21 protein-coding genes are annotated in these 26974 nt (G+C 47.4%); 10 read left to right on the top strand and 11 right to left on the bottom strand.

Annotated features, from left to right (window positions below; all coding sequences use genetic code 11):
* Positions 1 to 65 precede the first annotated feature (65 nt).
* Positions 66 to 761: an alpha/beta hydrolase gene (locus RBH92_RS07200; protein WP_307933903.1), complete on the bottom strand. Its 696-nt coding sequence runs from the start codon at positions 759 to 761 to the stop codon at positions 66 to 68.
* 156 nt (positions 762 to 917) lie between these two features.
* On the opposite strand from RBH92_RS07200, the gene RBH92_RS07195 reads away from it, so the two are divergent.
* The 3 genes from RBH92_RS07195 (at position 918) to RBH92_RS07185 (ending at position 6017) form a co-directional block, all read left to right on the top strand.
* Positions 918 to 1961: a transglutaminase-like domain-containing protein gene (locus RBH92_RS07195; RefSeq protein ID WP_307933902.1), complete on the top strand. Its 1044-nt coding sequence runs from the start codon at positions 918 to 920 to the stop codon at positions 1959 to 1961.
* 243 nt (positions 1962 to 2204) lie between these two features.
* Complete coding sequence (locus RBH92_RS07190) at positions 2205 to 4544, top strand: hypothetical protein (RefSeq protein WP_307933901.1); 2340 nt, start codon at positions 2205 to 2207, stop codon at positions 4542 to 4544.
* Between the two features lie 192 nt (positions 4545 to 4736).
* Positions 4737 to 6017 (top strand): diguanylate cyclase, encoded by a 1281-nt coding sequence (locus tag RBH92_RS07185; protein ID WP_307933900.1) that lies wholly within the window; start codon positions 4737 to 4739, stop codon positions 6015 to 6017.
* Positions 6018 to 6049: 32 nt separating this feature from the next.
* On the opposite strand, the gene RBH92_RS07180 is transcribed toward RBH92_RS07185, so the two are convergent.
* Complete coding sequence (locus tag RBH92_RS07180; protein ID WP_307933899.1) at positions 6050 to 7396, bottom strand: esterase; 1347 nt, start codon at positions 7394 to 7396, stop codon at positions 6050 to 6052.
* A gap of 197 nt (positions 7397 to 7593) precedes the next feature.
* On the opposite strand from RBH92_RS07180, the gene RBH92_RS07175 reads away from it, so the two are divergent.
* Genes RBH92_RS07175 through RBH92_RS07165 form a run of 3 tightly spaced genes read left to right on the top strand, consistent with a single transcriptional unit; the run spans position 7594 to position 11951 of the window.
* A complete protein-coding gene (locus RBH92_RS07175) occupies positions 7594 to 8748 on the top strand; it encodes an ABC transporter substrate-binding protein (protein ID WP_307933898.1) in 1155 nt (384 codons plus the stop codon).
* Entirely contained in the window at positions 8745 to 10925 is a 2181-nt protein-coding gene (locus tag RBH92_RS07170; protein ID WP_307933897.1) for a cache domain-containing protein, read from the top strand. Before RBH92_RS07175 ends, RBH92_RS07170 begins: the two co-directional genes overlap by 4 nt.
* Before the next feature lie 24 nt (positions 10926 to 10949).
* The gene (locus tag RBH92_RS07165; RefSeq protein WP_307933896.1) at positions 10950 to 11951 is read left to right on the top strand and encodes a hypothetical protein; all 1002 of its coding nucleotides are present in this window, start codon (positions 10950 to 10952) and stop codon (positions 11949 to 11951) included.
* Between the two features lie 19 nt (positions 11952 to 11970).
* On the opposite strand, the gene ftsH is transcribed toward RBH92_RS07165, so the two are convergent.
* Positions 11971 to 13824: an ATP-dependent zinc metalloprotease FtsH gene (gene ftsH, locus RBH92_RS07160; protein ID WP_307933895.1), complete on the bottom strand. Its 1854-nt coding sequence runs from the start codon at positions 13822 to 13824 to the stop codon at positions 11971 to 11973.
* A gap of 424 nt (positions 13825 to 14248) precedes the next feature.
* Between ftsH and RBH92_RS07155 the strand changes: the two genes are divergently transcribed.
* The gene (locus RBH92_RS07155) at positions 14249 to 16639 is read left to right on the top strand and encodes an EAL domain-containing protein (protein WP_307933894.1); all 2391 of its coding nucleotides are present in this window, start codon (positions 14249 to 14251) and stop codon (positions 16637 to 16639) included.
* Between the two features lie 138 nt (positions 16640 to 16777).
* Here the strand turns inward: RBH92_RS07155 and RBH92_RS07150 are convergent, their stop codons facing one another.
* The 8 genes from RBH92_RS07150 to RBH92_RS07115 all read right to left on the bottom strand — a co-directional run bounded on the left by RBH92_RS07150 (position 16778) and on the right by RBH92_RS07115 (position 22323).
* Complete coding sequence (locus tag RBH92_RS07150; protein ID WP_307933893.1) at positions 16778 to 17575, bottom strand: carbonic anhydrase; 798 nt, start codon at positions 17573 to 17575, stop codon at positions 16778 to 16780.
* A gap of 389 nt (positions 17576 to 17964) precedes the next feature.
* Positions 17965 to 18489: a GNAT family N-acetyltransferase gene (locus tag RBH92_RS07145; RefSeq protein WP_307933892.1), complete on the bottom strand. Its 525-nt coding sequence runs from the start codon at positions 18487 to 18489 to the stop codon at positions 17965 to 17967.
* Between the two features lie 7 nt (positions 18490 to 18496).
* Positions 18497 to 18880, bottom strand: coding sequence for a SirB2 family protein (locus tag RBH92_RS07140; RefSeq protein ID WP_307933891.1), 384 nt, complete (start codon positions 18878 to 18880; stop codon positions 18497 to 18499).
* Positions 18881 to 18882: 2 nt separating this feature from the next.
* Positions 18883 to 19374 (bottom strand): hypothetical protein, encoded by a 492-nt coding sequence (locus RBH92_RS07135; protein WP_307933890.1) that lies wholly within the window; start codon positions 19372 to 19374, stop codon positions 18883 to 18885.
* A gap of 112 nt (positions 19375 to 19486) precedes the next feature.
* Positions 19487 to 19837, bottom strand: a complete 351-nt coding sequence (locus RBH92_RS07130) for a SpoIIAA family protein (RefSeq protein ID WP_292924466.1) — start codon at positions 19835 to 19837, stop codon at positions 19487 to 19489.
* 84 nt (positions 19838 to 19921) lie between these two features.
* Entirely contained in the window at positions 19922 to 20767 is an 846-nt protein-coding gene (locus RBH92_RS07125; protein WP_307933937.1) for a DMT family transporter, read from the bottom strand.
* Between the two features lie 51 nt (positions 20768 to 20818).
* Positions 20819 to 21931, bottom strand: coding sequence for an aromatic ring-hydroxylating oxygenase subunit alpha (locus tag RBH92_RS07120; protein ID WP_307933889.1), 1113 nt, complete (start codon positions 21929 to 21931; stop codon positions 20819 to 20821).
* Positions 21932 to 22125: 194 nt separating this feature from the next.
* Positions 22126 to 22323, bottom strand: a complete 198-nt coding sequence (locus tag RBH92_RS07115) for a hypothetical protein (RefSeq protein WP_307933888.1) — start codon at positions 22321 to 22323, stop codon at positions 22126 to 22128.
* Between RBH92_RS07115 and RBH92_RS07110 the strand changes: the two genes are divergently transcribed.
* From RBH92_RS07110 to RBH92_RS07100, 3 genes are all read left to right on the top strand, one after another.
* Positions 22316 to 23581 carry an adhesin gene (locus RBH92_RS07110; protein WP_307933887.1) on the top strand — a complete coding sequence of 422 codons (1266 nt, stop codon included), beginning with the start codon at positions 22316 to 22318 and terminating at the stop codon, positions 23579 to 23581. The genes RBH92_RS07115 and RBH92_RS07110 overlap by 8 nt on opposite strands.
* An 87-nt stretch (positions 23582 to 23668) precedes the next feature.
* On the top strand, positions 23669 to 25858 hold the full coding sequence (locus tag RBH92_RS07105) for a primosomal protein N' (RefSeq protein ID WP_307933886.1): 2190 nt from the start codon (positions 23669 to 23671) through the stop codon (positions 25856 to 25858).
* A gap of 61 nt (positions 25859 to 25919) precedes the next feature.
* A complete protein-coding gene (locus tag RBH92_RS07100) occupies positions 25920 to 26915 on the top strand; it encodes a zinc-binding dehydrogenase (RefSeq protein WP_307933885.1) in 996 nt (331 codons plus the stop codon).
* The last annotated feature ends 59 nt before the right edge of the window (positions 26916 to 26974 follow it).

Genomic DNA, 26974 nt, shown 5'->3' with positions numbered 1-26974 from the left:
GCTCGTGTAGTCAATTAATCAGCGTTTCCTTAAATTCTAGGCAGTTTATCCACTGCAATCCCCTTTTACTTAATCTGCGGATCCAATTTGCGCCGCAACCAGCGGCTGATATCGGTAATTTGTTCGGTACATACCGAGTGGGCCATCGGATATTCATACCATTGCAGTGGGTATTTTGCGGATAACAATTTCTCCCTGGAAGAAATGGCGAGCGCTAGCGGCACGACAGAGTCATGGGTGCCATGCATCATCAATATCGGAATTGAAGCGTTAGCAACGCTTGCTTCTGAATCAAGCATTTCAGCGAGGGGCAGATAACAAGATAAGGCAATAATGCCGGCCAATGGAAGAGTCTGCCGCAATCCGGCTTGCAAAGCCATTGCCCCTCCTTGGGAGAATCCGGCCAGAAAAATATTTTTCGAAGATATCCCACGGTCCACTTCCCGTTGAATCAGTTGATCAATAGCTTTCTGTGAAGCACGAATTCCCGCTTCATCTTGCTGCCGGTCAATTGCAGCTTGATAGATATCATACCAAGCCCGCATGACATAGCCGTTATTGATACTGACAGGCCGCTCCGGCGCATGCGGAAAAACAAAGCGAATCGACACTTCTGGCGGTAGCTCCAATTCTCTGACAACCGGCACAAAATCATTGCCGTCGGCACCCAAGCCGTGCAGCCAAATAACCGCATGATCCGGTTGTGTGAGGCCAGTTTCAATTTCAATAGCGGGTAAAAAATGGACGGAATTACGAGTCATAAGAGGTAAGAATTTGTATTACATTGACATTAAAAATTGATCGGATAGAATCAACGGCATTTTAAAACTCCATTACATTTGAAGGAAGTCATGAAACGCAGGGATTTTATTAAACTCATTGGATCAAGCGCACTGTATCTCCCGGTTTCAACTTCAATGGCTTCACAGCTTCTTTCTTCGGATTACAGTAATTGGACCAGCTATCGGCTAACCTATCAGGTTGATCTGCCTGCCAAGGGAAAATCCGCGCACTTATGGCTACCGCTGCCCGATACCAATGAATCCGTTTTCCAATTTACACAAGGCAGCAATTGGCATGGTAATGCCACCAAAGCAACCTTTACAACACTGGGCACAGGCCGTTTTCCTGTTTTTAAAGCCGAATGGCATGGCAAACCAAAGAGTGATCAACGCCATATCACCGTCAGTTGCATCGTAAAAACATCGCATCACGCCATTGATCCGGCTTATTATCATGCCAGTAAACATACCGCTTTGCCTGCCAGTATCAGGAATTATATCAATCCGACGCATTTGAAACCGACCAATGGCATTGTGCGAGAAACTGTTCATGCCATCATCCGGGATAAAAAAGCCGATACCCCCTTGGAGCAAGCAAGAGCTATTTACGATTGGGTAATCAATAATGCGCAATATGATGAAAACACGCGTGGCCGCGGCCAAGGCAATGTCAAATCCATGCTGGAAAAAAATGAATTGAGCGGGAAATGCGTGGATATCAATTCGTTATTCGTCGCACTGGCAAAAGCTGCCAATATTCCTGCTCGCAACCAGTACGGGATCCGCATCAGCGAATCCAAATTACATCCCAGTATCGGTGAATATGGCGACATCAGTAACTCGCAGCATTGCCGCGCTGAGTTTTTCTTAGCAGGCCGAGGCTGGGTGCCGGTTAATCCAGCCGATATTTTACAAGTTTCAAAATTGGAAGCTATCGCGTTGGATGATCCGAGGATCGCACGATTAAAAGAGCAATTCTTTGGTAGTTGGGAAATGAACTGGCTAACGTATAACCATGCCGACGATTTGACTTTAAGTCCTCCGAATGCCGGAAAAATACCTTTTTTTATGTACCCCCATGCCGAGATCGACGGTCATTCTTTAGATAGCCTGGATCCCGAAAGTTTTTCATACAAAATTACCTCAGGCGAATTGATTGGAACAGGCGCGAAATTCTAACTGACAATCGCAACCGCGTTTCACTACTGCGGAAGCCTGCCAGCATTCGTACCGATTATTTTTCTTACAATTCCGGTGGTTTTTATAATATTGGCGAAAGTACGTATTCAAGAAGATCAATATGTCCCGGCGGAGCGGAAATTCACAGCGCACTGGCAATTTCTATTTCAGGCTGCCTCTGATGCGCGAGCGGCAATCACCATCGGTTCTCATTTTCAATCAACCCAATAACCACAATCGATCATGAATTTTTCCCATAAATGGCGTTTCTTCCGCTCCGGCGGTTTTGATCAAGTACGGCTGGACACCGCCGCCGATTTGAAAGCGCTTGGCGAATTGGATCCCAAACTTTGGGCGGCATTGAGTTGTCCGGTCGACAATCTCGAATTTGATGCCAGAACATTGCAACTCATTGATACTGATGGTGATGGCCATATCCGCGTACCGGAGATTATCGCGGCCACGAACTGGGCGGTTGCCTTGCTGAAAAATCCGGAAGATTTACTTTATGGTCACGCGGTCTTGCCGCTGGATGCAATCAATGACGGTACAAACGAAGGTGCCATCGTATTGGCATCAGCCCGGCACATTTTGCAAAACATCGGAAAAAGCGGCGAATTGGTTATTTCTATTGAAGACACCGCCGATCTCAGCAAAATTTACGCCAGTACGCAATTTAACGGCGACGGTATCATTCCTGCAAACTCCGCCGATAAAGCTGATGTTCAACAAGTCATTGGAGAAATCATGCAATGCACCGGTTCGGAGTTGGATCGCTCCGGCCAGCCAGGCATCTCCGAGCAAAAGATCGAACAATTTTTTACCGAAGCGCGCGCTTATTCCGGCTGGTGGCAAATTGCGGAAAAGAATGCGCAAGCCATCCTGCCATTAGGTGAATCCACCGAAGCCGCCAAAAAACTATTGGATCGCTTGCACGCAAAAATCGACGATTATTTTACCCGCTGCCAAATCGCTCAATATGATCAGCGTGCCGCTGAATCGCTTAATCCGGCATTGACCGAATATCAGACGTTGACAAAAGTCGACTTATCGGCTCATTCCGGACACATTGCAGCATTGCCGCTGGCCACCATCGCCGCGAACAAACCGCTGCCGCTTGAGAGCGGCATTAACCCGGCCTGGTTCGATGCCATCACGGAATTCAAGACAATTATTGTTGAACCGGTGCTTGGAAACCAAACCACGCTCAGCCACAAGCAATGGCGGCAATTATGTGAGCTATTTTCCGCGCACCAATCCTGGCTGGAAACGAAACAAGGTGTGCTGGTCGAATCACTCGGCATCAAACGCGTACGTGAAATCCTCGGGGGCGGTTACCAGCAGAAACTCTTACAATTGATCGAGCAGGACAAATCGCTAACCAGCACACTCGATGCGATTTACTCGGTCGAGAAATTGATCCGTTTACATCGCGATTTATTCCGGCTGCTGAATAATTTCGTATCGTTCCGGGACTTCTATACCGCCCAATATAAAGCCATCTTCCAGGCTGGATCATTGTATCTCGACGGTCGTACCTGCGACTTTTGCCTGCGCGTCAGCGACATCAACAAGCACAGCAGCATGGCGAATCTTAGCGGTATCTATCTGGCTTATTGCGAATGCCAGCGTAAAGGTGGTAACGAGAAAATCAATATCGTCGCGGCCTTCACCGATGGCGACGCGGATAACCTGATGATCGGGCGCAACGGTATTTTTTATGATCGCAACAACCAGGATTGGGATGCCACCATCGTTAAAATCATTGAACACCCGATCAGTGTACGGCAATCATTTTGGTATCCATTCAAGCGCATCGGTAAAATGATCGGGGAACAACTGGAGAAATTCGCCAGCGCTCGTGAAAAGGCAGTGCAAGACCAAGCTGCTGTCGGTATCAGCGGTACCGCACAAGCTGCCGATCCCAGTAAACCACCATCAGCGGCACCGTTCGATGTCGGCAAGTTTGCCGGGATTTTCGCCGCCATCGGATTGGCCATCGGCGCAATCGGTACTGCCATAGCATCAATTGTCACAGGTTTCATCAGCCTGACTTGGTGGCAAATGCCGCTGGCTATCCTGGGAATCATTCTGGCGATCTCCGGTCCGTCGATGCTGTTGGCGTATCTGAAATTGCGCAAACGCAACCTGGCGCCACTGCTCGACGGTAGCGGTTGGGCGGTCAACACTCGTGCCATTATCAATATTCCGTTCGGCGCCTCATTAACCAAACTTGCTACTTTGCCGCCCGGCGCACAACGCTCCTTGTCTGATCCTTATGCAGAAAAACAGCGTCCCTGGAAGCTGTATCTCTTCGTTTTGGCGTTGCTGACAGTTATTGTGCTGCTGTGGCATCACGGCGCTTTTGATCAATTGGCACAAATCTTCACGAAAAATACTGTTTCTGCCACCGGGCAGCCAGTCGAAGCGAATCCCAGTACAACCGCAACAATCATTCAGCCGGAGGCTGCCAAAGCAAATGGCACACCAGTTGCTCCTGCTGCTGAAATAATCCCGCCACCATCCGAAGTTCTGCCCAAGCATTCCACGCCCACGCCGGCTAACAAACCGGTAACTCGTTGATAATAGTAAGATCCGATCAAACATGACCGGACCTTCCTTGCAATGACTGCGCGCCGTTGCGCGATTGCGCAGCAATTGGCGCGCACCGAATTTCTCAGAATTTTCTAAAAAAAAAGAAAGTGATGTCGCTATAACACTCCGCTTTGCTATTGACATTTATACCCCTCATTCAGGAAAAAGGAGCGTTAGAATATGGAAGGATTGATTGTTGAGCCTTCAAGGACCTATCAGAAACTTCTATCTTCGGCGATCGAATCAGGGGGACTCGGAACCAAACAGGTTTCAACCGGCAACGAAGCACTGACACTGCTTAAGCAACAACCGTTTGATTTGGTTTTTATTGCGACTCATTTGCAAGATATGGATGGCGCTATGTTCTCGTCACAAATGCGCGCTGATTCCAGAACCCGGCAAATACCACTGGTCATGATTACCGCCAATGAAGACAAAAAACTTCTGGATGAGGCATATTCAGCCGGTGTCACAGAAATATTCGCCAAGCATGAATTGGATAAAATTACCAGCTACACCGCCGAATTCTCACGAAAGAAATACAAAAAAACCATGAGTGGCCGCATTCTGTATCTTGAAGACAATTTCTCGGCGGCAAACTCAACAACCCAATTTCTGACCGACTGCGGCTATGTTGTGGATCACTTCACCAGCGGCGAAGAGGGATTGCAAGCTTTCCAGGACAACGCTTACGATCTGGTGCTGACCGATATATTGCTCAAAGGCAAGCTGAACGGGCACAGCATTATCAAAGCGATTCGCAACCTGGATAACGACAAAAAATATGTGCCGCTGCTGGTATTTTCTGTGCTCAATGATGCGGCCAGCAAAGTTGAATTACTGCGGTGCGGCGTTAACGATTATGTCAGCAAGCCTGTTATCCATGAAGAATTGTTAACACGCGCCAACAATCTGATTACCAGCAAGAAGCTGGTTGATAAAACAACCGCGCAGCAACAGCAAATGCAGGAATTGGCGTTAAAAGACCAGCTGACCGGTCTGTATAACCGTACTTATCTGCTTGAAACTGCGCCATCCAGGCTTAGCGAAGCCACTCGGCATGGCATCGCGTTCAGTCTGATCGTGGTCGATATCGATAAATTCGGATCGATCAACGAGTTTCACGGTCATGCACACGGCGATAGCGTGCTCAAGGCAATGGCCACGACAATCCTGCAATCGATTCGCAAGGAAGACATTGCGGCACGCTATGGCGAAGACGAATTCGTTCTGATCCTGTCGTATTGTGATATCGCGAATGCCTTGATTATCGCGGAGAAAATACGCAGCTTTATTGAGAAACAACAACCGGCGGGGCTCAATGTTTCCGCCAGTTTCGGCGTTGCCGAACTACGCCAGAATCTTAAAGCGGGATTTTCAGAGTTATTGAATGCTGCTGCCGAAGCCGCTCGTCAGGCGAAACTGCGAGGCGGTAATCTCGTAATCACGCATTATCTATAGAGTCCACTGATCCTAGCTTATCTGCGACATGGTTAGTCCCCTTTTCCGGCAACCGCACCGCCTTCGTCAAGTGCTTCATCATGCGCAGCCAGTACTACCAGCAAACGAATGAATTCCTGGACTTCATCCCGCCAAATATCACCGTGATCCGCAATCAGCTCCGGACTGACACGAATATTCAAATAGGGATTTCTCGGCTCGGTGCGATTCAAATGCTTCAATGCGGTACGGCCATAGGCAGTCGTTGCACCAGGAGCTTGCAACCCCCAGATATTATCAATGTTGTCGTATGCTTCGATTGAAAGCGATTCCGCTACTAATACCGGCGTCAGTTCATGACTGATCAATGGATCGAAATGCCCTACCGTGGTTCGATCGGCATCGCCTTCATTCAAAACAAGTTCACGCTTGTGTTTTCCGCTGCAAAAAGTGCGTTCTATGGTGCCATACGCTTCAAACATGGTCGACATAAAACGTCCGGCTGGGAAAGCCAGCTTAGTGGCATAGTCGGTCTCCGAAGTCAATATCGCCAATCTTGGACGCTGGCTCTCAAAGTAACTGCAACGGCTATTGGAAAGATCGTGCAATGGTAAATAACGCAATGCCTCAAAAGCCGGGTTTAATAAAACAACCAAATCGCCAAAGCCTTTGGCATCATCTTGAACGGTTTTGTGTTCACGGCTATCGATAAACCGGCTGGCAAGGATTTGCGCAGTGGCTCCGTAAACGGCCTGACCGCCGAAACTATGTCCCATGATGATAAGCCGGCTTTTAATCGGCGGACTCCAGCTATTTCTGACATTACTGATTTCTTCCAGCTTCAGAAACAATTCGGTAATCCCCAAGTAACCGACATCCAGAGCAGCGCTTTTACGTTCCCAGAAAGTAATCAAATTAAGACCGGGAATTTCAACCGATTGACCGCGCCATCCGACATAAACGCCGGCGATCTTGCGCGGCGGGCGATTTTGGCGTTTAGCCAGATCCGCTTCTACCAAACTGAGTTTTTGTAAGTATCCGGAAAAACTTGCGACATTGGAATCATCCGGCGATGCATTATGCTGCCAGCCATGCACATAAACAGTGATGAGCAAACTATCCTGTGCCGCAACCGTGTAGTAATGATCCAGTATCGCCGCCATCTGAGCGCGATCGCGCATTTGACCTTGATCGTTAATTTCGACAAATCCAAGCATGTATTCGTCGTCCTTACCTTTGTTATGCCATTGCATGTTATGTTTGCTGCAATCATTGCTGGCATCAGCGATGCATAAAGAATATTCACTGCGGTAAATTTCATCAGGCGCATGGCTAATCATCAGCAGGATTGACAGCATCACGGCGGTGATCAATAACAATTTGCGTTTGACTGTTCCCATATTTTCCTTTGTAAACAGGTAACTTGATAGATTTCTATGTGAAAAGACTATAATAAAACCATTTAACTAATTGATCAAAGCAGATATCATCTGCTGCGAACACATTTTAACTACAAGGTAATCACATCGTAAGCGTACAATCCCAATACCTTCATCAGTCATCGACCCGCACTAAATAACTGATCCTATGATAATTCTTGAATAATATCATGCCGCCTAAACGCTACCTGCAGAAAATTTGCTTCTTAGGCATTACCGTATTAATCATAGCTAGCCTGGCGCGAGCGGAAACTATCGAACTTGGAATGAGCACCGCGCTTAGCGGCCCCAATCAATTACTGGGACAAGCAATGTATCAAGGTATGAAGGCTTGTTTCGACGAAACCAACCGGCGTGGCGGCATCCGGGGGCGCAAGATCAATTTAACGGTGCTTGACGACGGTTATGAGCCCGATAACGTCCTTACCAATACCCTGCAACTCATCGATCAGCAGAAAGTCATCGCAATCGTCGGTAACGCCGGCACTCCGACTGCTGCAATCTCGGCGCCTCTGGCGAATTCACGCGGCGTGGTTTTCTATGGCGCATTTACCGGCGCCGATCTATTGCGCAAAACACCGTCCGATCCCTATGTTTTTAATTTTCGCGCAAGCTACCGGCAGGAAATGGAGGTCATTGTGCGCGATATTATTAATCAAGGCATTTCCCCCAAGCAGATTGCGCTTTTCTTACAAGACGATTCTCTCGGACAAACGGGATTTGAAATTACCAAAGCCGCATTGGAAAAAACCGGCTTTCACCAAAACGATCAGTTACTGGTAACACATTATCCCCGGAATACCTTAGCTATCCAGAGTGCGATAGAAACCCTCGTCAGGGCTCAGCCGGAACCGGAAGCCATCATCATCGTCGGCGCTTACCAGCCGATTGCCCAATTCATCCGCTTTGCACACCGGATTTTTCCCAATACCCGTTTTTATAATTTATCGTTCGCGGGTGCCTCGCTGCTGTCCGATGCGCTTGAAGGCATTCAAGGACGGATTTATATGACTCAAGTTGTACCGCCTGTTGCAACTGCTTCTACAGAAAACACCGGTTCAACAAATTTTATTTGGCGCGAGGGATATTTTGCTGCACAAGTTTTAGTGAAAGCTTTGGAAAAAATCGATGAGGAGATAACCAGTGATCAATTGAAAACAGCATTGAACTCTTTAGGCACCTTCCACCTGGAAGACTTCGGCGTGTTGTCCCTTGGTTCCAATGATCATCAGGCTAGTGATCTCGTTTGGTTAACCCGCTTCGACCATTCGCTCAAATGGCAAGAAGTTCGATCCGATCGGGTGGGCAAATGAGCGAATTAAAGCAATCGCCTCATGCTTCCCCTTTCAGCCGGGATACAAGCGCGTGGCTGAGAAACTTGCTGGGTGTTGGGACATTGATTGTTTTTTGCTTTTTTATCTGGTCCAGCTTTGATCTGATGCATAAATCCCGCAATACTTTGTATTTATCCGAGCAACAAGCCATTTTGACGACCGAAAAGATGGCGCACTCGATTCATGATCATCTGAAAGAATTGATCCTTGCGGCAGATGAGCTAGCGGAAAATCTGGCCGGAATGCCCCTGGATCAAGAAGCAGTTGAATTCACACTGAAAAAATCCGCCCTTAACCATGCCGGCTACTACGCACTGGGTGTCGCATTTGACTTGTACCAAATCAGTCCGCAATTACGCTTGTTCGCACCGTTTCTCCGCAAAAACGCAACAACTTATCAACTGGATCGCCTCGATCAGCACTATGACTATACGGGTAATGCCGTATACGGCGATCGCAACTCCAACGCGCGCAACTGGTATCAACACGCATCCACCGGAAGAAGCGGATGGCTTGAGCCCTATTACGACTTAGCTTATCAACAAGTCACTATAAAATATGTGACACCATTACGTGCACATGCACAATCGGAGGATTTAAAGAAAGGCGTCGTTTTCCTGGATATCGGGATTGAATGGTTCAGGCACCACATTGAGAATCATGACGTCGGTGATAACGGCTACGCCATAATAGTCAACAACAACGGGCAGATCATTTATCATGGCTTAAAAGGACCCAAAAAAATAATCAGCGAGTTACACCAGTCCATTTCACCGTCATACTTGGCTGATTTTTCCACTGGTTCCCCCGGAATCAATGAACTGACCGGACGTTCCGCATGGCTGCACAAATTTCCGATCGGTGAAACCGGCTGGTACGTGCTTACCGTCATGAATACCGAACTCAGCAACAAAAATTTGTTTTACAATCAGCCGGATCATCCGGTTATCCATAAGTCCGATATTCATTACTGGATCCTCACGACGGTGATATTACTGCTAATGATTTACAGTTGGATAGCGCTGATAAAACATCAACACTCGATTACACATTTATTGCGTCACGCGTTTATTTTCTCCCTATTGCTGACGCTGGGCATTATCACTATCTGGATCAATGAATACTTCGCCGCATCCCCGGTACAAAACAATTCATTGACTTTATCCAACCGGGCGATCGTTGAGCAGTTTCAGGATGATTATACGATCAGCGCGCTCAATGAATCCAAGCATCCGCCTTTCTATGTGCCTACCGGCCTGTTCATTCAGTCGATCGAGTTTCTAAATGCCAGCAATACCGCTGTGTCGGGTTATGTCTGGCAACGCTATCCTAAGAGCTATGAAGAATCCATCGAGCCTGGCGTCATTTTTCCTGAAGCTATCCAAACCGCCCTTACCGAGGCGTATACCCATGAGGAAAATAACGAAATCGTCAAAGGCTGGTATTTCGAAGTGACTTTAAGAGAAACGTTTGATTATCGGGGTTATCCTTTTGACAGGCAATTCCTTTGGATCCGGTTATGGCATAAGGAATTTACCAAAAATATCATTCTCGTACCCGACTTTAAAGCATTTGACAGCCTCAACCCAAGCACTTTACCGGGGGTCGAGAAAGATTTCGTTTTATCGGAATGGAGTTTATCACGCGCATATTTCGACATCCGCATCAACAAATACAACAGCAATTTCGGCAATACCCGTTTCACCAGTCACGACAAGATGCCGGAACTCTATTTCAACATTGAAATTTCCCGCAATATCTTAAACCCGTTCATTGCGCATCTATTTCCCTTAGCGGTTGTATTGCTGATGCTCTATGGAATCGTACTGACCATATCGAAACAAGAAACCAATTTAACCATCACCGGTTTTAACGTATCCGCCGTGATTGCAGCCTGCTCAGCGCTTTTCTTCATTTTATTGATCATGCATGTGCAACTGAGGGATGAACTGGCTGTAAACACCATCGTGTACCTTGAATATTTTTATCTGATTTCCTATGTTACGATCTTAATGGTCACCGTCAACACGGTATTATTCTCTTATGATCCGCCATTGCCAATACTGGCATTCAAGGATAATTTTATCCCCAAATTGATTTATTGGCCGGTATTATTGCTGTGGATTTTCCTGATTACCGCCATTCTCTTTTCTTAATCCCGCAAAACGCTAGGAGCGTGCATGGAAGATTCGAAATCGTTTGATCCTTATAAACAAACAAACATCCGCTATCAATTGTACCGGGAAGCTCGCGCAATGGCGGAGTATGCATTGGCTAACGGCAAAACGGTCCCGGAAACAGTCATACGGACCATTGATGCATTCGCGATTCAGGATGATCAAGTGTTAAACGATCGAATCAACGTCCGTTCCGACCTGGATATTGGCGAATTGCTGGTAGCGCATTGCACCTTGGCCAAAATTGTCGAGCCTGCGAAACCCAAAACGATTCTATTACTGGATATTGAACAAGGCGTCACCGGCTTTATGAAATTCCTTGGCCCGGTATCGCTGATCCGCCAGATGATGATCGCGGCGGTCGTCTCATTAATTTTGTTCATTGGTCTTTCGTTGACCGAAGAGGTCAGCCACGACAGCGGCAACATCATGGTGCAGGATGGATATGAGTTATTGCTGAATTTAATGTTTTATCTTTCAGCAGCCGGCTTGGGAGCTTCGTTTGCCGCGCTTTATAAAGCCAATACCTATATCGCGAATGGAACCTTCGATCCGACCTACCATGCTTCTTACTGGATACAATTCTTTTTGGGATTGATCGCCGGTCTCATCCTCGCCATTATGGTTTCCGAAGCATATTTCAGCAAGCATTTAAGCGAAACCCCTTTTTTGGAGAAAGGTATCATCAGGCCATTGCTTGCAATGCTGGGCGGTTTCTCTGCGGATCTGACGCATACGGTGCTGAGCCGTTTGGTCGAAACCATCCGTTCGCTTTTTACCGGCAGCCCGCGAGACCAAATGGCCAATAAGAAAAAAGCATTACAGAATGATTTTGCAGCTCAGCACAATCAGGAAAAAATGCATATGGCATCCAATCTGGTTACACTTCAACAAATTATCAACAGCGGAGCAACGGCGGAAGAGCTCAATCAAAAAATTGACCTGATTTTGAAAGATACGCTGCCCGCTACTGAAATTCAGAGAAAGCCGATCGGTGAAGAATAAAATCGGGGTTGATTGTTAATCATTCTGTCAGATTAGCGGATGCGCGATGTTGTTGCGCGTTAGTTGTGATTGCCTGTTTTAGTTTGAGGATTTCGGGTTGATTGAGCGTTTCGGTTTTCAATAATTCCCCGGCAGTCTGCTCAAGCAAACCCCGATTATTCTGCAGAATGACGATTGCCCGCTCTAACGCTTGATCAACCAGCACTCGTATCGCGATATCGATTTTATTGGCGGTTTCCTCGCTATAATTCCGGGCTTGGGGCAACGGAAAACTCGGCTGCAGGAAAGCGGATTGTTCCCGGTCGTAGGCTACGTTACCCAGCGCTTCGCTCATTCCATAGCGTAATACCATTGCACGAGCGATATCGGTTGCTCGCACCAAATCATCGGCCGCACCGGTCGAAACTTCCTGACACACAACCTGCTCGGCTGCGCGGCCCCCCAGCAGCACTGCCATTTTGTTCAACAATTCCGCGCGTGTCATTAAATAGCGGTCTTCTGTCGGGCGTTGTATGGTGTAACCCAAGGCCCCCACTCCGCGCGGAATGATCGACACTTTATGGACTTCATCGCTACCGGGCAAAGCCAAAGCAACCATGGCGTGCCCTAATTCGTGAAAAGCGACGACCCGCCGTTCATCGGGATTTAATAACCGGTTGCGCTTTTCAAGGCCGGCGACAATCCGCTCAATCGCGTTATTAAAATCCGCCATCGTGACCGCTGGCGCGGCGCGGCGTGTCGCGAGCAGCGCCGCCTCGTTGACCAGATTCGCCAGATCCGCACCGGTAAATCCTGGAGTCAGTGCGGCAATCTGTTCGATTTTCACATCGTTATACAATTTCACTTTCTTGATATGCACAGCAAGAATTTGCTCACGACCGGTTTTATCCGGACGATCCACCAAGACCTGCCGGTCAAACCGCCCCGCCCGCAGTAATGCCGGATCCAGAATTTCCGGACGATTGGTCGCTGCCAGCAAAACAATACCGCTACTCGAATCAAAACCATCCAATTCCGCTAATAACTGATTCAACGTTTGTTCTTTTTCATCATGTCCGCCGCCTAATCCTCCGTAAGCGCCACGGGCGCGGCCCAAGGCATCAAGCTCGTCGATAAATATGATCGCTGGAGCCATTTGCCGGGCTTGCTCAAACAAATCACGCACCCTGGCGGCACCGACACCGACAAACATTTCCACAAATTCCGAACCGGAAATGGAAAAGAACGGCACGCCTGCCTCGCCGGCGACAGCGCGCGCCAATAATGTTTTACCCGTACCCGGCGGCCCCACCAATAAAATACCCTTCGGCACCCGTCCGCCCAAGCGTCCATAATCTGCGGGATTCTTAAGGAAGTTGATGATTTCCATCAATTCGTCTTTTGCTTCATCGACACCGGCAACATCGTCGAATGTCACTTTGGTTTCTTTCTCGACAAAAACCTTGGCGCGGCTCTTACCGATCGACATCAAACCGCTGCCCATGCCGCTACCCATCCGGCGAATGAGGAATAACCAAATGCCGATAAAGATTGCAGTCGGCACAATCCAGGAAAGCAGATCACGCAACCAGGTGCTTTGCACCACGCCGGTATAAACCACATGATACTTGTCCAGCATCTCGGCAAATTCAGGATCAACCCGGGTGGTCACAAATTCTTTGAAGCCATCGGCATGCTTTTCTTTGAGCGTGCCGATGATTTGATTTTCGGTAATGGCAATTTCAGCAATTTGCCCTTGCTCTAACAAATGCTGGAAGCGGCTATAAGGTATCGATTCAATCTGAGTATAGCGTTGATAAAAACTCTGAATCATCATTAAACTGAGTAACGCCACGATGACGAACCAGAAATTAAGATGCGTTTTTTTATCCATGAATCTACCTCCAATAATGAACAGTGAACACTCTGCAAACCCGGTTGATCGATACTCCCTATCTCCGCAGACTGTAAACGATATCGCAAAGTTGCTTTAGTTGCATGGTCGATTAGCGCTGAATTCCGCGTTAAAGATAGTTTTACTTAAAAAGGATATTAAGTATAATTTTCCGCAAACGGATAAGAATTTTCTGACATCAAATATAAAGCTGATTTTCATTCAACTTAAGAGAATAACAAGCCAGGTCAAAAGCAGGCAGTATACTCGTTCCTGTAGCTTCAATGACTCAATATGCATAGTCAATTAATGAAATACTCAGCCAGCAAGAACTCTTTCCGTGTCGATTTGTTTAAACCTAAACAACTTGTATTTTCTTCCGTATTAAGCAAATCACAAGCCCTTTAATCTAAATAACAATAATGTGAATTACCAACCGCCTCCAACGAATCAATCTCTCGCACTGTTAACCGAACAAGTTAAACTGCTTTATCAGCAGACTCCCAAAGCGTTAATTGTTACCTTAATCGTCGCAACGGCATTGGTGTATGTCTACTGGGATTATGTTGTTAGAGAGTGGCTGGTCGGTTGGCTTGCAGCTATCTATTTGCTGACTTCGGTCAGATTCCTGTTAGTCCGATCATACTTCCGTATTAAACCACTCATGACTGATTCAGTCCGCTGGGGGCGATGGTTTATGATCGGAGTGGCGTTATCGGGCTTACTTTGGGGCGCTGCAGGCGGTATTTTTTTTGTGAGTGATAGCGAAACGCACCAGTTCTTCCTGGCATATTTGCTTGGAGGCATGATTGCGGGCGCCATGGCGACCTTATCGTATTACAAAGGAGCCTTCCTGATTTTTTCCGTACCTGTTGTGCTGCCGTTCTCCTATCAAGTCCTGATTCATGAGACCGAAACGCAGATGGTTATCGTGCTGACGTTTCTGCTATTCGCCGGAGCGATGTCGAGTATCTCTTACCGGCTGTATTGCACAATGGTGGATTCACTGAAACTTCGCTTTGATAATTTTGATCTCCTGAAACGCTTAATCCAAACAAAAAATGAACTGGAACAGCGTGTTACAGAACGTACCGAAGCGCTTACAACCGCCAATAATATCCTGCATCAGGAAAAAGAATTATTTCAGGTCACTTTGGCAAGCATCGGAGATGCAGTCATTACAACAGATGCCGCCGGGAAAATCACTTTTTTGAACCCTATTGCCGAAATTTTTACCGGCTGGAGTAATCAGGAGGCACAAAACGCATTATTACCACAAGTATTGAACATTCTGAATCCAACCACACGGGAACCGATAATCAATCCATTGGCCGGGCATTTTAATGGTGCAGAAAATGGGAATATTCATCACGAATGTCTTCTGATCCGCCGAGATCAAAAGGAATGGATTATCGATTACGCAGTAGCGCCAATCCGGAATAAAGACAAGGAAATCATTGGTACGGTATTAACTTTCCGCGACGTAACGGAGCAACGTAAGCTGACTCAGAAGCTTGCTTATCAAGCAGCGCACGATTCTCTGACCGGTTTGCTCAACCGCAAGGAATTCGAGAACCGGCTTAGCAAAATTTTAAAATCGACCCGCAAAACTGATACGCACGCATTACTATATCTCGACTTGGATCAGTTCAAAATTATCAACGACACATGCGGACACAGCGCAGGTGATGAATTATTACGTCAAATCACGGCATTACTGCACGCCAAGCTGCGAACCCGGGATACCCTCGCTCGCCTGGGCGGTGATGAGTTCGGCATCATTCTGGAGCATTGTCCGCAAAATGAAGCCATACAAGTGGCGAACATTCTACGGGAGCTGGTTCAGAATTTCCGCTTCCAGTGGCAAGGACAAACATTCACAATCGGTGTGAGCATCGGGTTATTTCCAATCACGCATTCAAACCAAGGATTGACGCAGGCATTGAATGCTGCGGACAGTGCTTGTTATGCGGCCAAAGAACAAGGACGTAACCGCGTGCATGTTTATCAAGCTACCAGTCAGCAGCAAGAACCCAATGAAACGCAATGGGTGCCGCGTATTCAGCAGGCTCTGGCGGAACAGCGTTTTTGCCTTTTTTATCAACCGATCCGGCTAATTTCAACCAATGGCAATCACGAACAGCATGGCGAAATATTACTGCGGCTAAAAGATGAACAAGGCCAATTCATTATACCCGGCGCATTCCTTCCTGCCGCTGACCGTCACGATCAAATGTTGCTGATTGATCGCTGGGTAGTACAACAATCGCTGCAATTGATTAAAGTTCACGCTGCCACGAAGTCGCAAACGGTCTATACCATCAATATTTCAGGACGCGCACTTGAAGATGCGGAGTTCCTGGATTTCACGATCAGCACGATTAAGTCGAGCCAAGTCAATCCAACATTCATTTGTTTTGAAATTAGTGAACATGTTGCATTAACCGATATCAATCATGTGGTGCGATTTGTCACCGCCTTGAAGGACATCGGATGCCGATTCTCCATCGACGATTTTGGTGGCAACCTGTCAACATTTAATTTCCTAAAGAATATTCCATTAGATTACCTGAAAATTGACGGTCGATTGATCCGGAACATCGCTACAGACCCGGTTAACCAAGCCATGGTGGAGTCAATCCATCATATTGGTCATGTGATGCGCCTCAAGACGATCGCTGTCTGGGTAGAAAACGGCCAGACGTTGCAAGCTTTAGAGAATATCGGCGTTGATTACGCACAGGGCTATTGGGTTGCAGAACCGAGTGCATTTAATACAAATACATCAATATCGAATGATTGGCGACAGACCTGATCAGCTCGCCCAATCCCGCTTCAATTGATTGTATCGGCAAGATGAGCAAAGCTACCTGGTGGAGATTTACTATCAAAACATGCGCCGGCCACGCTTGCGCTAACATCAGCTAAGCGTGGATTGGCCAGGGCGCTTAAATCATTTGGTTGAAGAAACGACTCGACCATTCAGATTCTGGGGCTCCCTTGCATTACCGGTATAGAATCCTTTCAATTGTTCAAGTTGTGCCGCAGAAATCGATATTGGATCCAGCATAAGATACCATTGTACCCCTTCGCTACAAGGCGGTGTTGTCAAAGAACCTGCTAAAGACAAGTAATCAAATGACTGGTGATGTATCGAAGGCAACAATGCTGCAGGATCTATCTGAATGCCGCCGGTGTTAGGATTCTGTTCCCCTCCGGTTGCCGGCATATTGTTCAAGATCGTTTGCATAGTTGGATTTTCTTCACCAACGTTTATCGCCACCCCCAGAACGATTAGTCTGCCATCTTGCCCGACATGAACAAAATGCAATTCGGCCGGAAACTTTACCCCTCCCACCGCATGCTCACTGGGTTCATGAAAATGAAGCTGAACCAAAGGAAAAGATTCTTCACCGATTTTCAATTCGCCTTTATAGTTAGACGAGGTATTTACCTGTATCGCATGACCGGTATTATAGAAAACCGGTTTATCAACATCATACCAAACCTCAAGATCATTTAACTTTCTTGTGTTATCAACTCTCGCTTCAGCAAAATCAACAGGGGATTGATGTGTACCGATACTGCATTCCGCATAGGGATAATTTAGAGGAACAACTGCTTGCGAAGGATCTTCAATCGCTCCCCACTGTTCCTGTTCTTCATGACTCCAATGAGGTGCGGCAACAATTACGGATGCGTAACATGTCACCATCATGGCGATCAAACGGCCGAATGTTTTATTTGTCATCGATTAGCTCCTGGTTAGATTAACCGTGATTCAACACGTATGTTTCTTGCAATAATCAACCATTGAAGGTTTTTTATCCGAACTTACCGCCGGTGAAGACCCGGAATTTTCCTTGGGAGTTGACGCGTCCGGCGAGGATGTCGTTACTGTTGATTTTTCACTGGTGGATGATTTCGTTTTATCGTCGCCTGTTTCAGCGAAACAGGACACACTGATACTTATAATTGCGGCTAATAAAATTTTCAAAAGCATGGCTTCCTCATCGAAGAATTGATCATTTATTGAACATTGGAGCAACAAAAAAAACTGCTCAGGAGGATTTTAGATAAAAATCGGAAGAATACTATACGTGTGAATACGTATACAGATCATACAATAATCTTGATAATCTAAACAACTTTCTCAAGATACTCAATTGTTAAATCTGAAACTTTGGGAATACCGAGATACGATGGATAAGCTTCGATCCGGCCGATACTGCGATAACCGCGGCGGTGATAAAATGCAATCAACTCGGGCCGCTGCGAAATTACAAACATCACAAACTTTTGCACGCCCAACGAGTGGTAAGCCAATGCTTCTGCTTGTGCGAGCATGAATTTTCCGAGTCCCTGCTGTTGAAGACTGGGGTGAACTGAAAAAAAACCGATGAAGGCATGTTCTTTTTCACGCGCGACATAAATGCACGAGGCCAGTTGCTGGGATAACTGCGCGATGAGAAAGCATGCATGCGGATTATTCAATGCTTTCTCAATTTCCTGACGGTTGGTACGATCGCCTTGAATAATGGCCGCCTCGGTTGTCCATCCGCCGGTACCGCGATACGTTAAATTGATCAGGTCACTGATAGCTTGCACTTGATGTAAAGCGGCTTTTTCCACTTGCAGGGTGGTTAAATCGATATCGATTTTCAAGTCGCTGTTAACCGATTCCTAATGCCGGGCTCTTAGTCAGTGCCACCAATACGATATAGACAAATACACATTGCGCGCTTGCCCAAGCGATAATTCTGATTCTCCGGGTTTTACCAAAACGCATCGCCACCATTCCCAACCCGATATACAACAACAATCCCGACACCTTGGCAGTCAGCCAGCCATGCTCAAGCGGGTTTTGCTGAATGGTCATAGCCAAAAAGATCGCACTGGCGAGTAACGCAGTATCGATGACATGCGGCAGGATTTTTACCCAACGCTGACGTAGATTCGCTGAATCCTGAATCAACCAAATACCGCGCAGGAAAAACAGCGAGAAGCTCAGAATCACGCTACTGACATGAACCATTTTCAGGAGTTCGTAACCCATGTTCAAAATCCGATCAACCAACCATGACTGCCCGCCACAGCACCGGCAATCGTCAACAAGCTCAAAATCAATAAGAACAGATGCTTCCGCTGAATTCGGATAAATGTTTCCGGCGTTATCATGGGTTGTTCCGGCAATTGTGTGGATGCAGCCATCTGACGGCGGTTGCGCGGTTCCAGAATAAACAGCATCACACTAAAAAACAGCCAGACCAGTACCATCGCATGCATCCACCAGTACTGCCATTGGACAAATCTCTGCCACACATCCAGAGCGTGTACCATGTAGAAACCGCTCACGCCGACGAGCAACGTCGAAATCCGCGCTTGCGCAGCAAACCGCTGACGGAATCTGGAAAAAAACTTCATCGCTTCAGCAGCGGATTGCATGCCTGTCAGTGCCGGCAACAGTACTGTCGTTACCATTGCTACCCCGCCAATCCAAAAAACGACACCGAGCACATGTAATGCTCTGGCAATAACCAATTCATCCATAAAAATTATTTACTGCCTTCTAAATCTCGAAAATTTTCAAAGCAAACGATTCGGAAAAACATAAACCATGATGCAATTTTGCTGTGCTATCCGGCAACACAGACTCAAAACGCTATTCGCCTGCAGAAGCCCATGTTTCAGCCTCATCATAGTCATGAAATGCCGCCACATTGGCATTACTAAATAAATTAAACACCCACGCTCCCCAAGTTTGCCACTCATCATCCGTTACGATTGCTACCTTGTTGAATTCACTGCCGTGGTCGCGCATGAATTTAAGCTCCTCCCAAGCGACATCGACCGTGTAACTGAGCATGTCGCGCCAGTCGAATAATAAGTTTGCCTTACCATCAAAGTGCGATTGATATAACACTTGTTGCTCGAATTCGTGATAGTCAGTCAGCGTAAATTCACCGATGATCGCAACAATGACGAGATTGTCCTTCTTCTGAATCGTAATCATGACTCCCCCTTTCGTGATAACAGTTTCATCATAGGCAATTTGACAGCACGGTGCAAATTTCGCAGTGCGAAAGCGGTATCAAAGTTACTTCTGCGCAACAACCGACAGTTGTTTGAAACCCAAGATCCCACTAAGCAATCCACCTAGAATGATCAACCCCATTCCAAACCATGCAATGGGCGGTAGGATTTCATTCCAGAGTAAAATTCCCCAGACACACGCAAATAACACGGTGCTGTATCCCAGCGAGGACACCACCAGTGTAGCACCACGATGATACGCGCGTGTCATGGCCAGTTGCGCCAGAGTAGCGGTAACACCGGTACCGAGTAACAACAAAAATCCATCCCAGGATACAGGATTGAACTTGGTGAACAACAACCATACTCCCGTAATCAGAGTACTAATCAAGGTAAAGTAAAACACCACGTGCCATTCGGATTCTCCCAGCCGCCCCAGCTGTTTCACGTGCATATAGGCCAATGCGCCAAAAAAACCGGATGCAATGCCCATCAAACCGGCAAACCATTGATCTTCTGGCAAACTTGGCCGCAACAACAAAATGACACCGATAAAACCCAGCAAGATTGCCCAAACCAGCGGCCAATGAAAATGCTCTTTCAGAACAACTGTCGACAAGAATGCTGCAAAAAGAGGCCAAGTGTAATTGAGCGAAATTGCCGTTGCCAGCGGCAGTTGCGTCAAACAATAAAAAAACATCAACAGGCTGGCCAAGCCTGTAATACTGCGGCGAAAATGCATCTGCCAATGCGGTGTGCGCACCGATAATCGATAATACCGGATGATCCAGTAAGTTATCCAAACACCGAACATCGAGCGATAAAAAACCAATTCAATGCTGGAAAAATAAGAAGCGCTTAATTTAACAAGCACGCCCATACCGGCGAACATGAATGCAGCCACCAGCATCCACATTGAAGCATACTGAGTTTGTTTTAAATGCAAAATTTATAATCGATATCAAATATGCGATCCGATTTCACGCCGCAAAAATTGATGAAAATGTTCCATGCCCGTTTCCATCGGAATTTGATAAGGCCCCGTCTCATTAAGATGCTGATGGTATAAAGCACGCCTGCCGGCAGTCATCAGCTGGCAAATTTCATTGTCCTCGCGTGCTGTTTCTTTATAAGCCGCTTGCTCTGCTTCCACAAATTCACGTTCGAACAGTACGATGTCTTCCGGGTAGTAAAATTCAACGATATTGGTACAGCTTTCAACACCCGTTGGCAATATCGTACTGATTACCAGCGTTTGTGGATACCACTCCAACATGATATTGGGATAATACAGTAACCAGATTGCGCCATGCGGCGGCATTTCGCCTTCCGTTTGCTGCAATACTTGCTGATGCCATGCCGCATAAACCGGGCTGCCAGGCTTTTGCAATCGCGCGTCATCGATAGCAACGGTCTGCACACTATACCAATCGCCGAATTCCCATTCGAGTTCCTTGGTATTCACGAAATGTCCTAATCCAGGGTGGAATGGATCCACGTGATAATCTTCCAAGTACACTTCAATAAATGTTTTCCAGTTGCATTGATAATGATCGACTTTTACGCGATCCAGTACATAACCGGAAAAATCTAAATCTTTGCACACTTGCGCGCTAATTCTCGCTAAATCTTTAGCGACATTACGCTTACCGTTAAACAGCATTCCATTCCAGCTTTGCAGTGATGTTTTATCCAGATTCAGGCAAGGATTACGTTCAAAATGCGGCGCTCCGAGCAATTTTCCATCAAGCGCGTAAGTCCAACGGTGAATCGGGCATACAATGCTCTTGGTATTGCTTCTGCCTTTCAGCAATAACGCCTGACGGTGCCGGCAAACATTGGATAGCAATTCTATTCCTTGCTCATTACGCACCAGTACCTTTGCGTTATTCATCCATTCCGGGACATAATAATCCCCAACATTGGGTACCATCACTTCGTGCCCCACGTAACCCGGCCCCTGGTCAAATAACAATCGTTTTTCGACTTCCAGAATTTTCGGATCCAAGTACCACTCAATGGGAAGCTGCGCTGACATTTCTGTCAGTTGTGAGATCTCAGCCATGCTAGACATAAAAAATACCTTATATCCCTCCAATAAAATTTAGCGGCGAAAATACACGAAAAGACAAAAATTTAAAACCTATATTTATAAGATAAGAACAGAACGAAAAACGGATTGCTTGGCTATAATAGCAATCTTGATAGTAGAATATAAATATTCAAGGATACACTATACCCATTTATCAATTTCAAGAAATGTCAATTTCAAGGAATTGAATAATCAACAAAAGAGAGTCGCTTAATGAAATCTACAAAACAATTAAGAAAGAAATCAGGGATAACTTTATTATCTGCAGTATTCATTATTGGTCTAGCAGCTTGTGACAGCGATGGAGAAAAATCAGTCGAGACATCGTCGTCAGCTTCCAATTCCTCAACAAACGCCAGAAGAGTCATGCCCACTGGCCCTGCAACCGGTATCCTGGTCGATTCTCCGGTGGCCGGCGTAAGCTTTAATGCTTCATCTGGCAAATCGGGTACCACTGACGAAAAAGGATCTTTTAATTTCAATCATGGCGACAAAATCGAATTCAAACTGGGCGGTTTGACACTCGGTAACATTCCAGGTTCTCAAATCGTAACACCGATCGAACTTGCCGGCGATAGCAGCAACAAATTGCATAATTTGTTGATCTTGCTACAGTCTCTGGATTCCGACAGTGATCTTTCGAACGGTATTTCCATTTCACCCGAAACCGCTGCCGCCGTCAAAGGCTCTATCAATCTCGATACCAATCCGGAATCGTTTGCCGAATCCGCCAAATTGCAAGATCTCATGGAAGCAAGCGGCATCAGCGGCGATGTCAAGACTAAGGAAGAAGCCCGTAATCACTTTATGTCGCAAGGCGTTGCACTGCTCAGCGCCCAAATCTGGGTTAGCTATAGTAACCAAACGGCCAGTGTATTGAGAGTTGCTTCAGACAACTCCGGAGAATACTTGAATGGCGAAGCCAGACCGGATGATTCTTGTGACGAGAACCGGGTTTGCGGCGGCAGAACAGTCTTCCAAGCAGGCGTTGAATACGGTGTCGCGAAAGCGGTTGATTTTGATAACCGCGGATTTAAGTTGATTGGAACGCCTTCTGTGGACACGAATATCAAAGCAGGTTTGTCGAATCCAGGACCGACCCGGCGTTTGCGCACCGATGGTTTTGAATTGATTCATTCCGATATCGTGACGGTGCAAAGAGCCCGTGAACAAAGCAGCGTATTCGGAGAACTGTTTCATATCGCCAAACCAATTCAATTGAGCGATGAAAATGAGGTTGCCGAAAAAGAAATCAAAGAAACCCGGTATGCAAAAATCGATAACGAAGCCAACGGCATTGTCGGGGCTTGGGCTTACGATAGCGAAGCGATCAACACCCCAACCTTGGTATTTTTTCCGAATGGCAAATTCCTGATGATCGATCCTACTGGCGAAACCCAGCGTGAAGATCAGGCAAAATGCAGCAAACCGGGTGTTGAGTTTTCATCCTACACGTTTAACAAAGGCGCCAATAATTTGAAACTCTCGAGTTTCACTTATAACACCAACGGCTGTGCCGGTTTCTCTGATGTCGATGGCAATATCGGTTTCTTGATCAACTCGGATGGCAGTACTGCAAAACTTGATAAACCTGGCGAAACTTCGGTTACGCTATACCGTGTTTCCAAGTAACACACTGCTTGTTTCTTGATCCATGACTCACCGGTATTTAAGCGGATCCCGGTGAGTAACTTCCTAGCCCGCTCATCTTAACCGCTGATGCCCATCGTTCGTGTCGCAATCAATATCCCGGTCGACACGCTGTTCGATTATCAAACCGTTGATGCCACTCCCGATGATATCGGCTTGCGCGTAAGCGTACCTTTCGGCAAGAAAAAAGTGGTCGGCATCATCATCGCGATCAGTGATACAACGCGGATCAATACCGGGAAACTCAAACCGGTTTGCAGTATTTATCGAGAAACAAAGCCGCTGCCTGCAAGCTTGCTGGAATTATTTCGATTTTGCAGCGAGTATTATCATCATCCGCTCGGTATGGTAATCCTGAATAGCCTGCCCGCCGCAATGCGTTGCAATAAAGCCATTCAAATAAAAAAAACGGCCAGCAATCTAAGCTTCGAACTCACTCCGGCCGGGAAACAAATCGATCGATCGGTCATTCCGGCGCGGAATCGCGTTGCCCGGCGCTTGTTCAGCGCTTTTTTGGAATCCGCGGCACTGACTGAAACACAAATCAAACAAATTTCACCGCGCGCCAATCAATGGCTGCCGGAATGGTTACACCGCGGATGGATCGCGGCAAAACAAGCTCCAGCGGACACGTCCGCCACCGTCACCGGGTCAATTCCAATCCTGACAGCGGAGCAAGCGGCGGCCGTCAATGCGATCACTGCCGGTCTCCAGCAATTCAATATCTGGCTCCTGTATGGGATAACCGGCAGCGGCAAGACCGAAGTTTATCTCCGCACGATCGAATCCGTGCTGGCGCAAGGCAAGCAAACCCTGGTACTTATTCCGGAAATTAATTTAACGCCGCAACTCGAAAAAATTTTCCGCTCACGCTTTGCTGCGACGCCGATCGTCAGCCTGCACAGTGGATTAAATGATTCCGAACGGTTATCAGGGTGGATGCAAGCGCAAAGCGGCGCCGCCAAAATTATCCTCGGCACTCGATTGGCCGTATTCACCCCGCTCCCCGATCTTGGATTAATTATTGTCGATGAAGAACAAGACAGTTCTTTCAAGCAACAAGATGGCTTACGTTATTCCGCTCGCGATATGGCCATTTTTCGCGCCCGGCAACATGCAGTTACCGTGATACTGGGGTCCGCAACACCATCGCTGGAAAGCTATTACAATGCGCTCAACGGACGTTATCACACGCTCCGCTTGCAATCCCGGGCTGTCCGCAATGCCGGATTGCCGAGCATTCATTTGATCGATACGCGCATTCACAAAATGCAGGATGGCTTAACCGAGCCGCTGATTAACGCTATCGGTCGATGTCTGATCGAAAAAAACCAAAGCCTGATTTTTATCAACCGGCGCGGATATGCACCAGTACTGTTATGTAAATCCTGCGGCTGGTCAGCCGCTTGCCAGCGCTGCTCCAGCCGGCTGGTTGTTCATCTACGCGACAAGCAACTCAGCTGCCATCACTGCGGCCATCAGGAATCGTTTCCGCGCGCTTGCCCGCACTGCGGCAACCAAGATTTGGCGCCGTTCGGACAAGGCACGCAACGCGTTGAGGATGCCTTGACAAGCAATTTCCCAGCCGCGCGAATTCTACGCATCGATCGCGACAGCACACGCCGGAAAAACGCCTGGCACGACATGCTGCAGGCCATCCACGGGCATCAGATCGATATTCTGATCGGCACGCAATTGCTCTCCAAAGGACATGATTTTCCCAATCTGGCCCTGGTCGGAATCGTGAGCGCCGATAACTCGCTGTATAGCACCGATTTCCGGGCAAGTGAGCGCTTGTTCACGCAACTGATGCAAGTAGCCGGACGTGCCGGACGCGCCCAAATCGCCGGTACTGTGCTGATTCAAACGGAATTTCCTAATCATCCGCTATATCAGGCATTGCAGCACCACGATTACGATGGTTTAGCGCAAATCTTGCTATCCGAGCGAAAGGCTGCGGGATTCCCGCCCTACGTTTTTCAAGCCTTGCTGCGAGGCGAAGCGCATGATCTCAATCCGGTATTGAATTTTCTCCATCAAGCAATCAAACTGGCGAAACCACCGGAGGCGGTTGAATTATTCGATCCGGTGCCAGCGCAAATGCATCGCTTGAAAGGTTTGGAACGTGCGCAGTTATTGATACAATCAACCTCTCGCAAACAATTGCAAGCATTTTTGACGGAATGGTGTGCGCAAATTCATGCTTTAACGAATCACAAAGTACGATGGACACTGGACGTCGATCCATTGGAATTTTAGCAATCGTTGAATAACAGAGCATTCAACGCTTTTACAAAATTGAGAACGACTGGAGGCAATCATGAAAGCCGTATTTTTTCATCAAGGCGGCGCAACCGACGTGCTGCAATACGACAATACAGCTTCGCCAGGTGATTGTAAGGACGATCAAGTACTGGTTCGCATCAAGGCCATCGGCATCAATCCGATCGATTGTAAAATCCGCGCAGCGCCGGAGCGATTTCCGGTCACGTTTCCGGTCATACCCGGTTGCGATGGCGCCGGCATCGTGGAAAAAACCGGCGTCAAGGTTGACAATTTTAAACCGGGCGATGAAGTTTATTTTTCGCAACCCGGTTTTAATAACCGTCAAGGCACCTACGCCGAGTATGCGCTGGCGGATGCCAGCTTGCTGGCATTAAAACCGCAGTCTTTGACATTCGAGCAAGCAGCCGCAGCGCCATTAGTCTTTATTACAGCCTGGGAAGCACTGTATGACCGGGCGCGTATCGCCCGGGATCAAGTGGTATTAATCCACGCCGGCGCCGGCGGTGTCGGCCATGCCGCCATTCAGTTAGCCAAACTTGCCGACGCCAAAGTCATTACCACCGTCAGCAGCGAGGAAAAAGCAAAGTTCGTCAAAAACCTGGGGGCCGATTGCATTGTCAATTACGGTACCCAGGATATCGTCACGGAAGTGCTGCGCTGGACTGGCGGAAAAGGCGTGGACATCGCACTTGACACGGTCGGTCCAGCCGTCTTGCAAAGCTGTTTCCGCTGCGTTAAGCCGTACGGCGATGTAGTCACCATACTGCAAGCCACGGCGGAGACCGACTGGAGCGAAGCGCGCAAACGCAATGTGCGCTTCAGTCACGAGCTGATGCTGTCGCCGGTATTGCTCGAATTGGAAGAAGCCAAACGCCATCAAGCCGGCATATTGCGGCAATGCGCTGCGTTATTCGATAGCCAGCAGTTGAACGTGACAATCGCGCGGAGTTTTCCACTGGCGGAAGCTGCTGCTGCACAGCGTTATCTGGAACAACACCATCCGCTGGGAAAACTGGTAATGGTAACTTAGGGAAATGCTGATTGATTCAACGAATGAGATGAAGCACAGCGCAAGGAACGCAGCAACCG

This window comes from Nitrosomonas sp. sh817, from assembly GCF_030908545.1.
Classification (GTDB): domain Bacteria; phylum Pseudomonadota; class Gammaproteobacteria; order Burkholderiales; family Nitrosomonadaceae; genus Nitrosomonas.
This window is presented reverse-complemented; position numbering and strand designations above follow the sequence as displayed.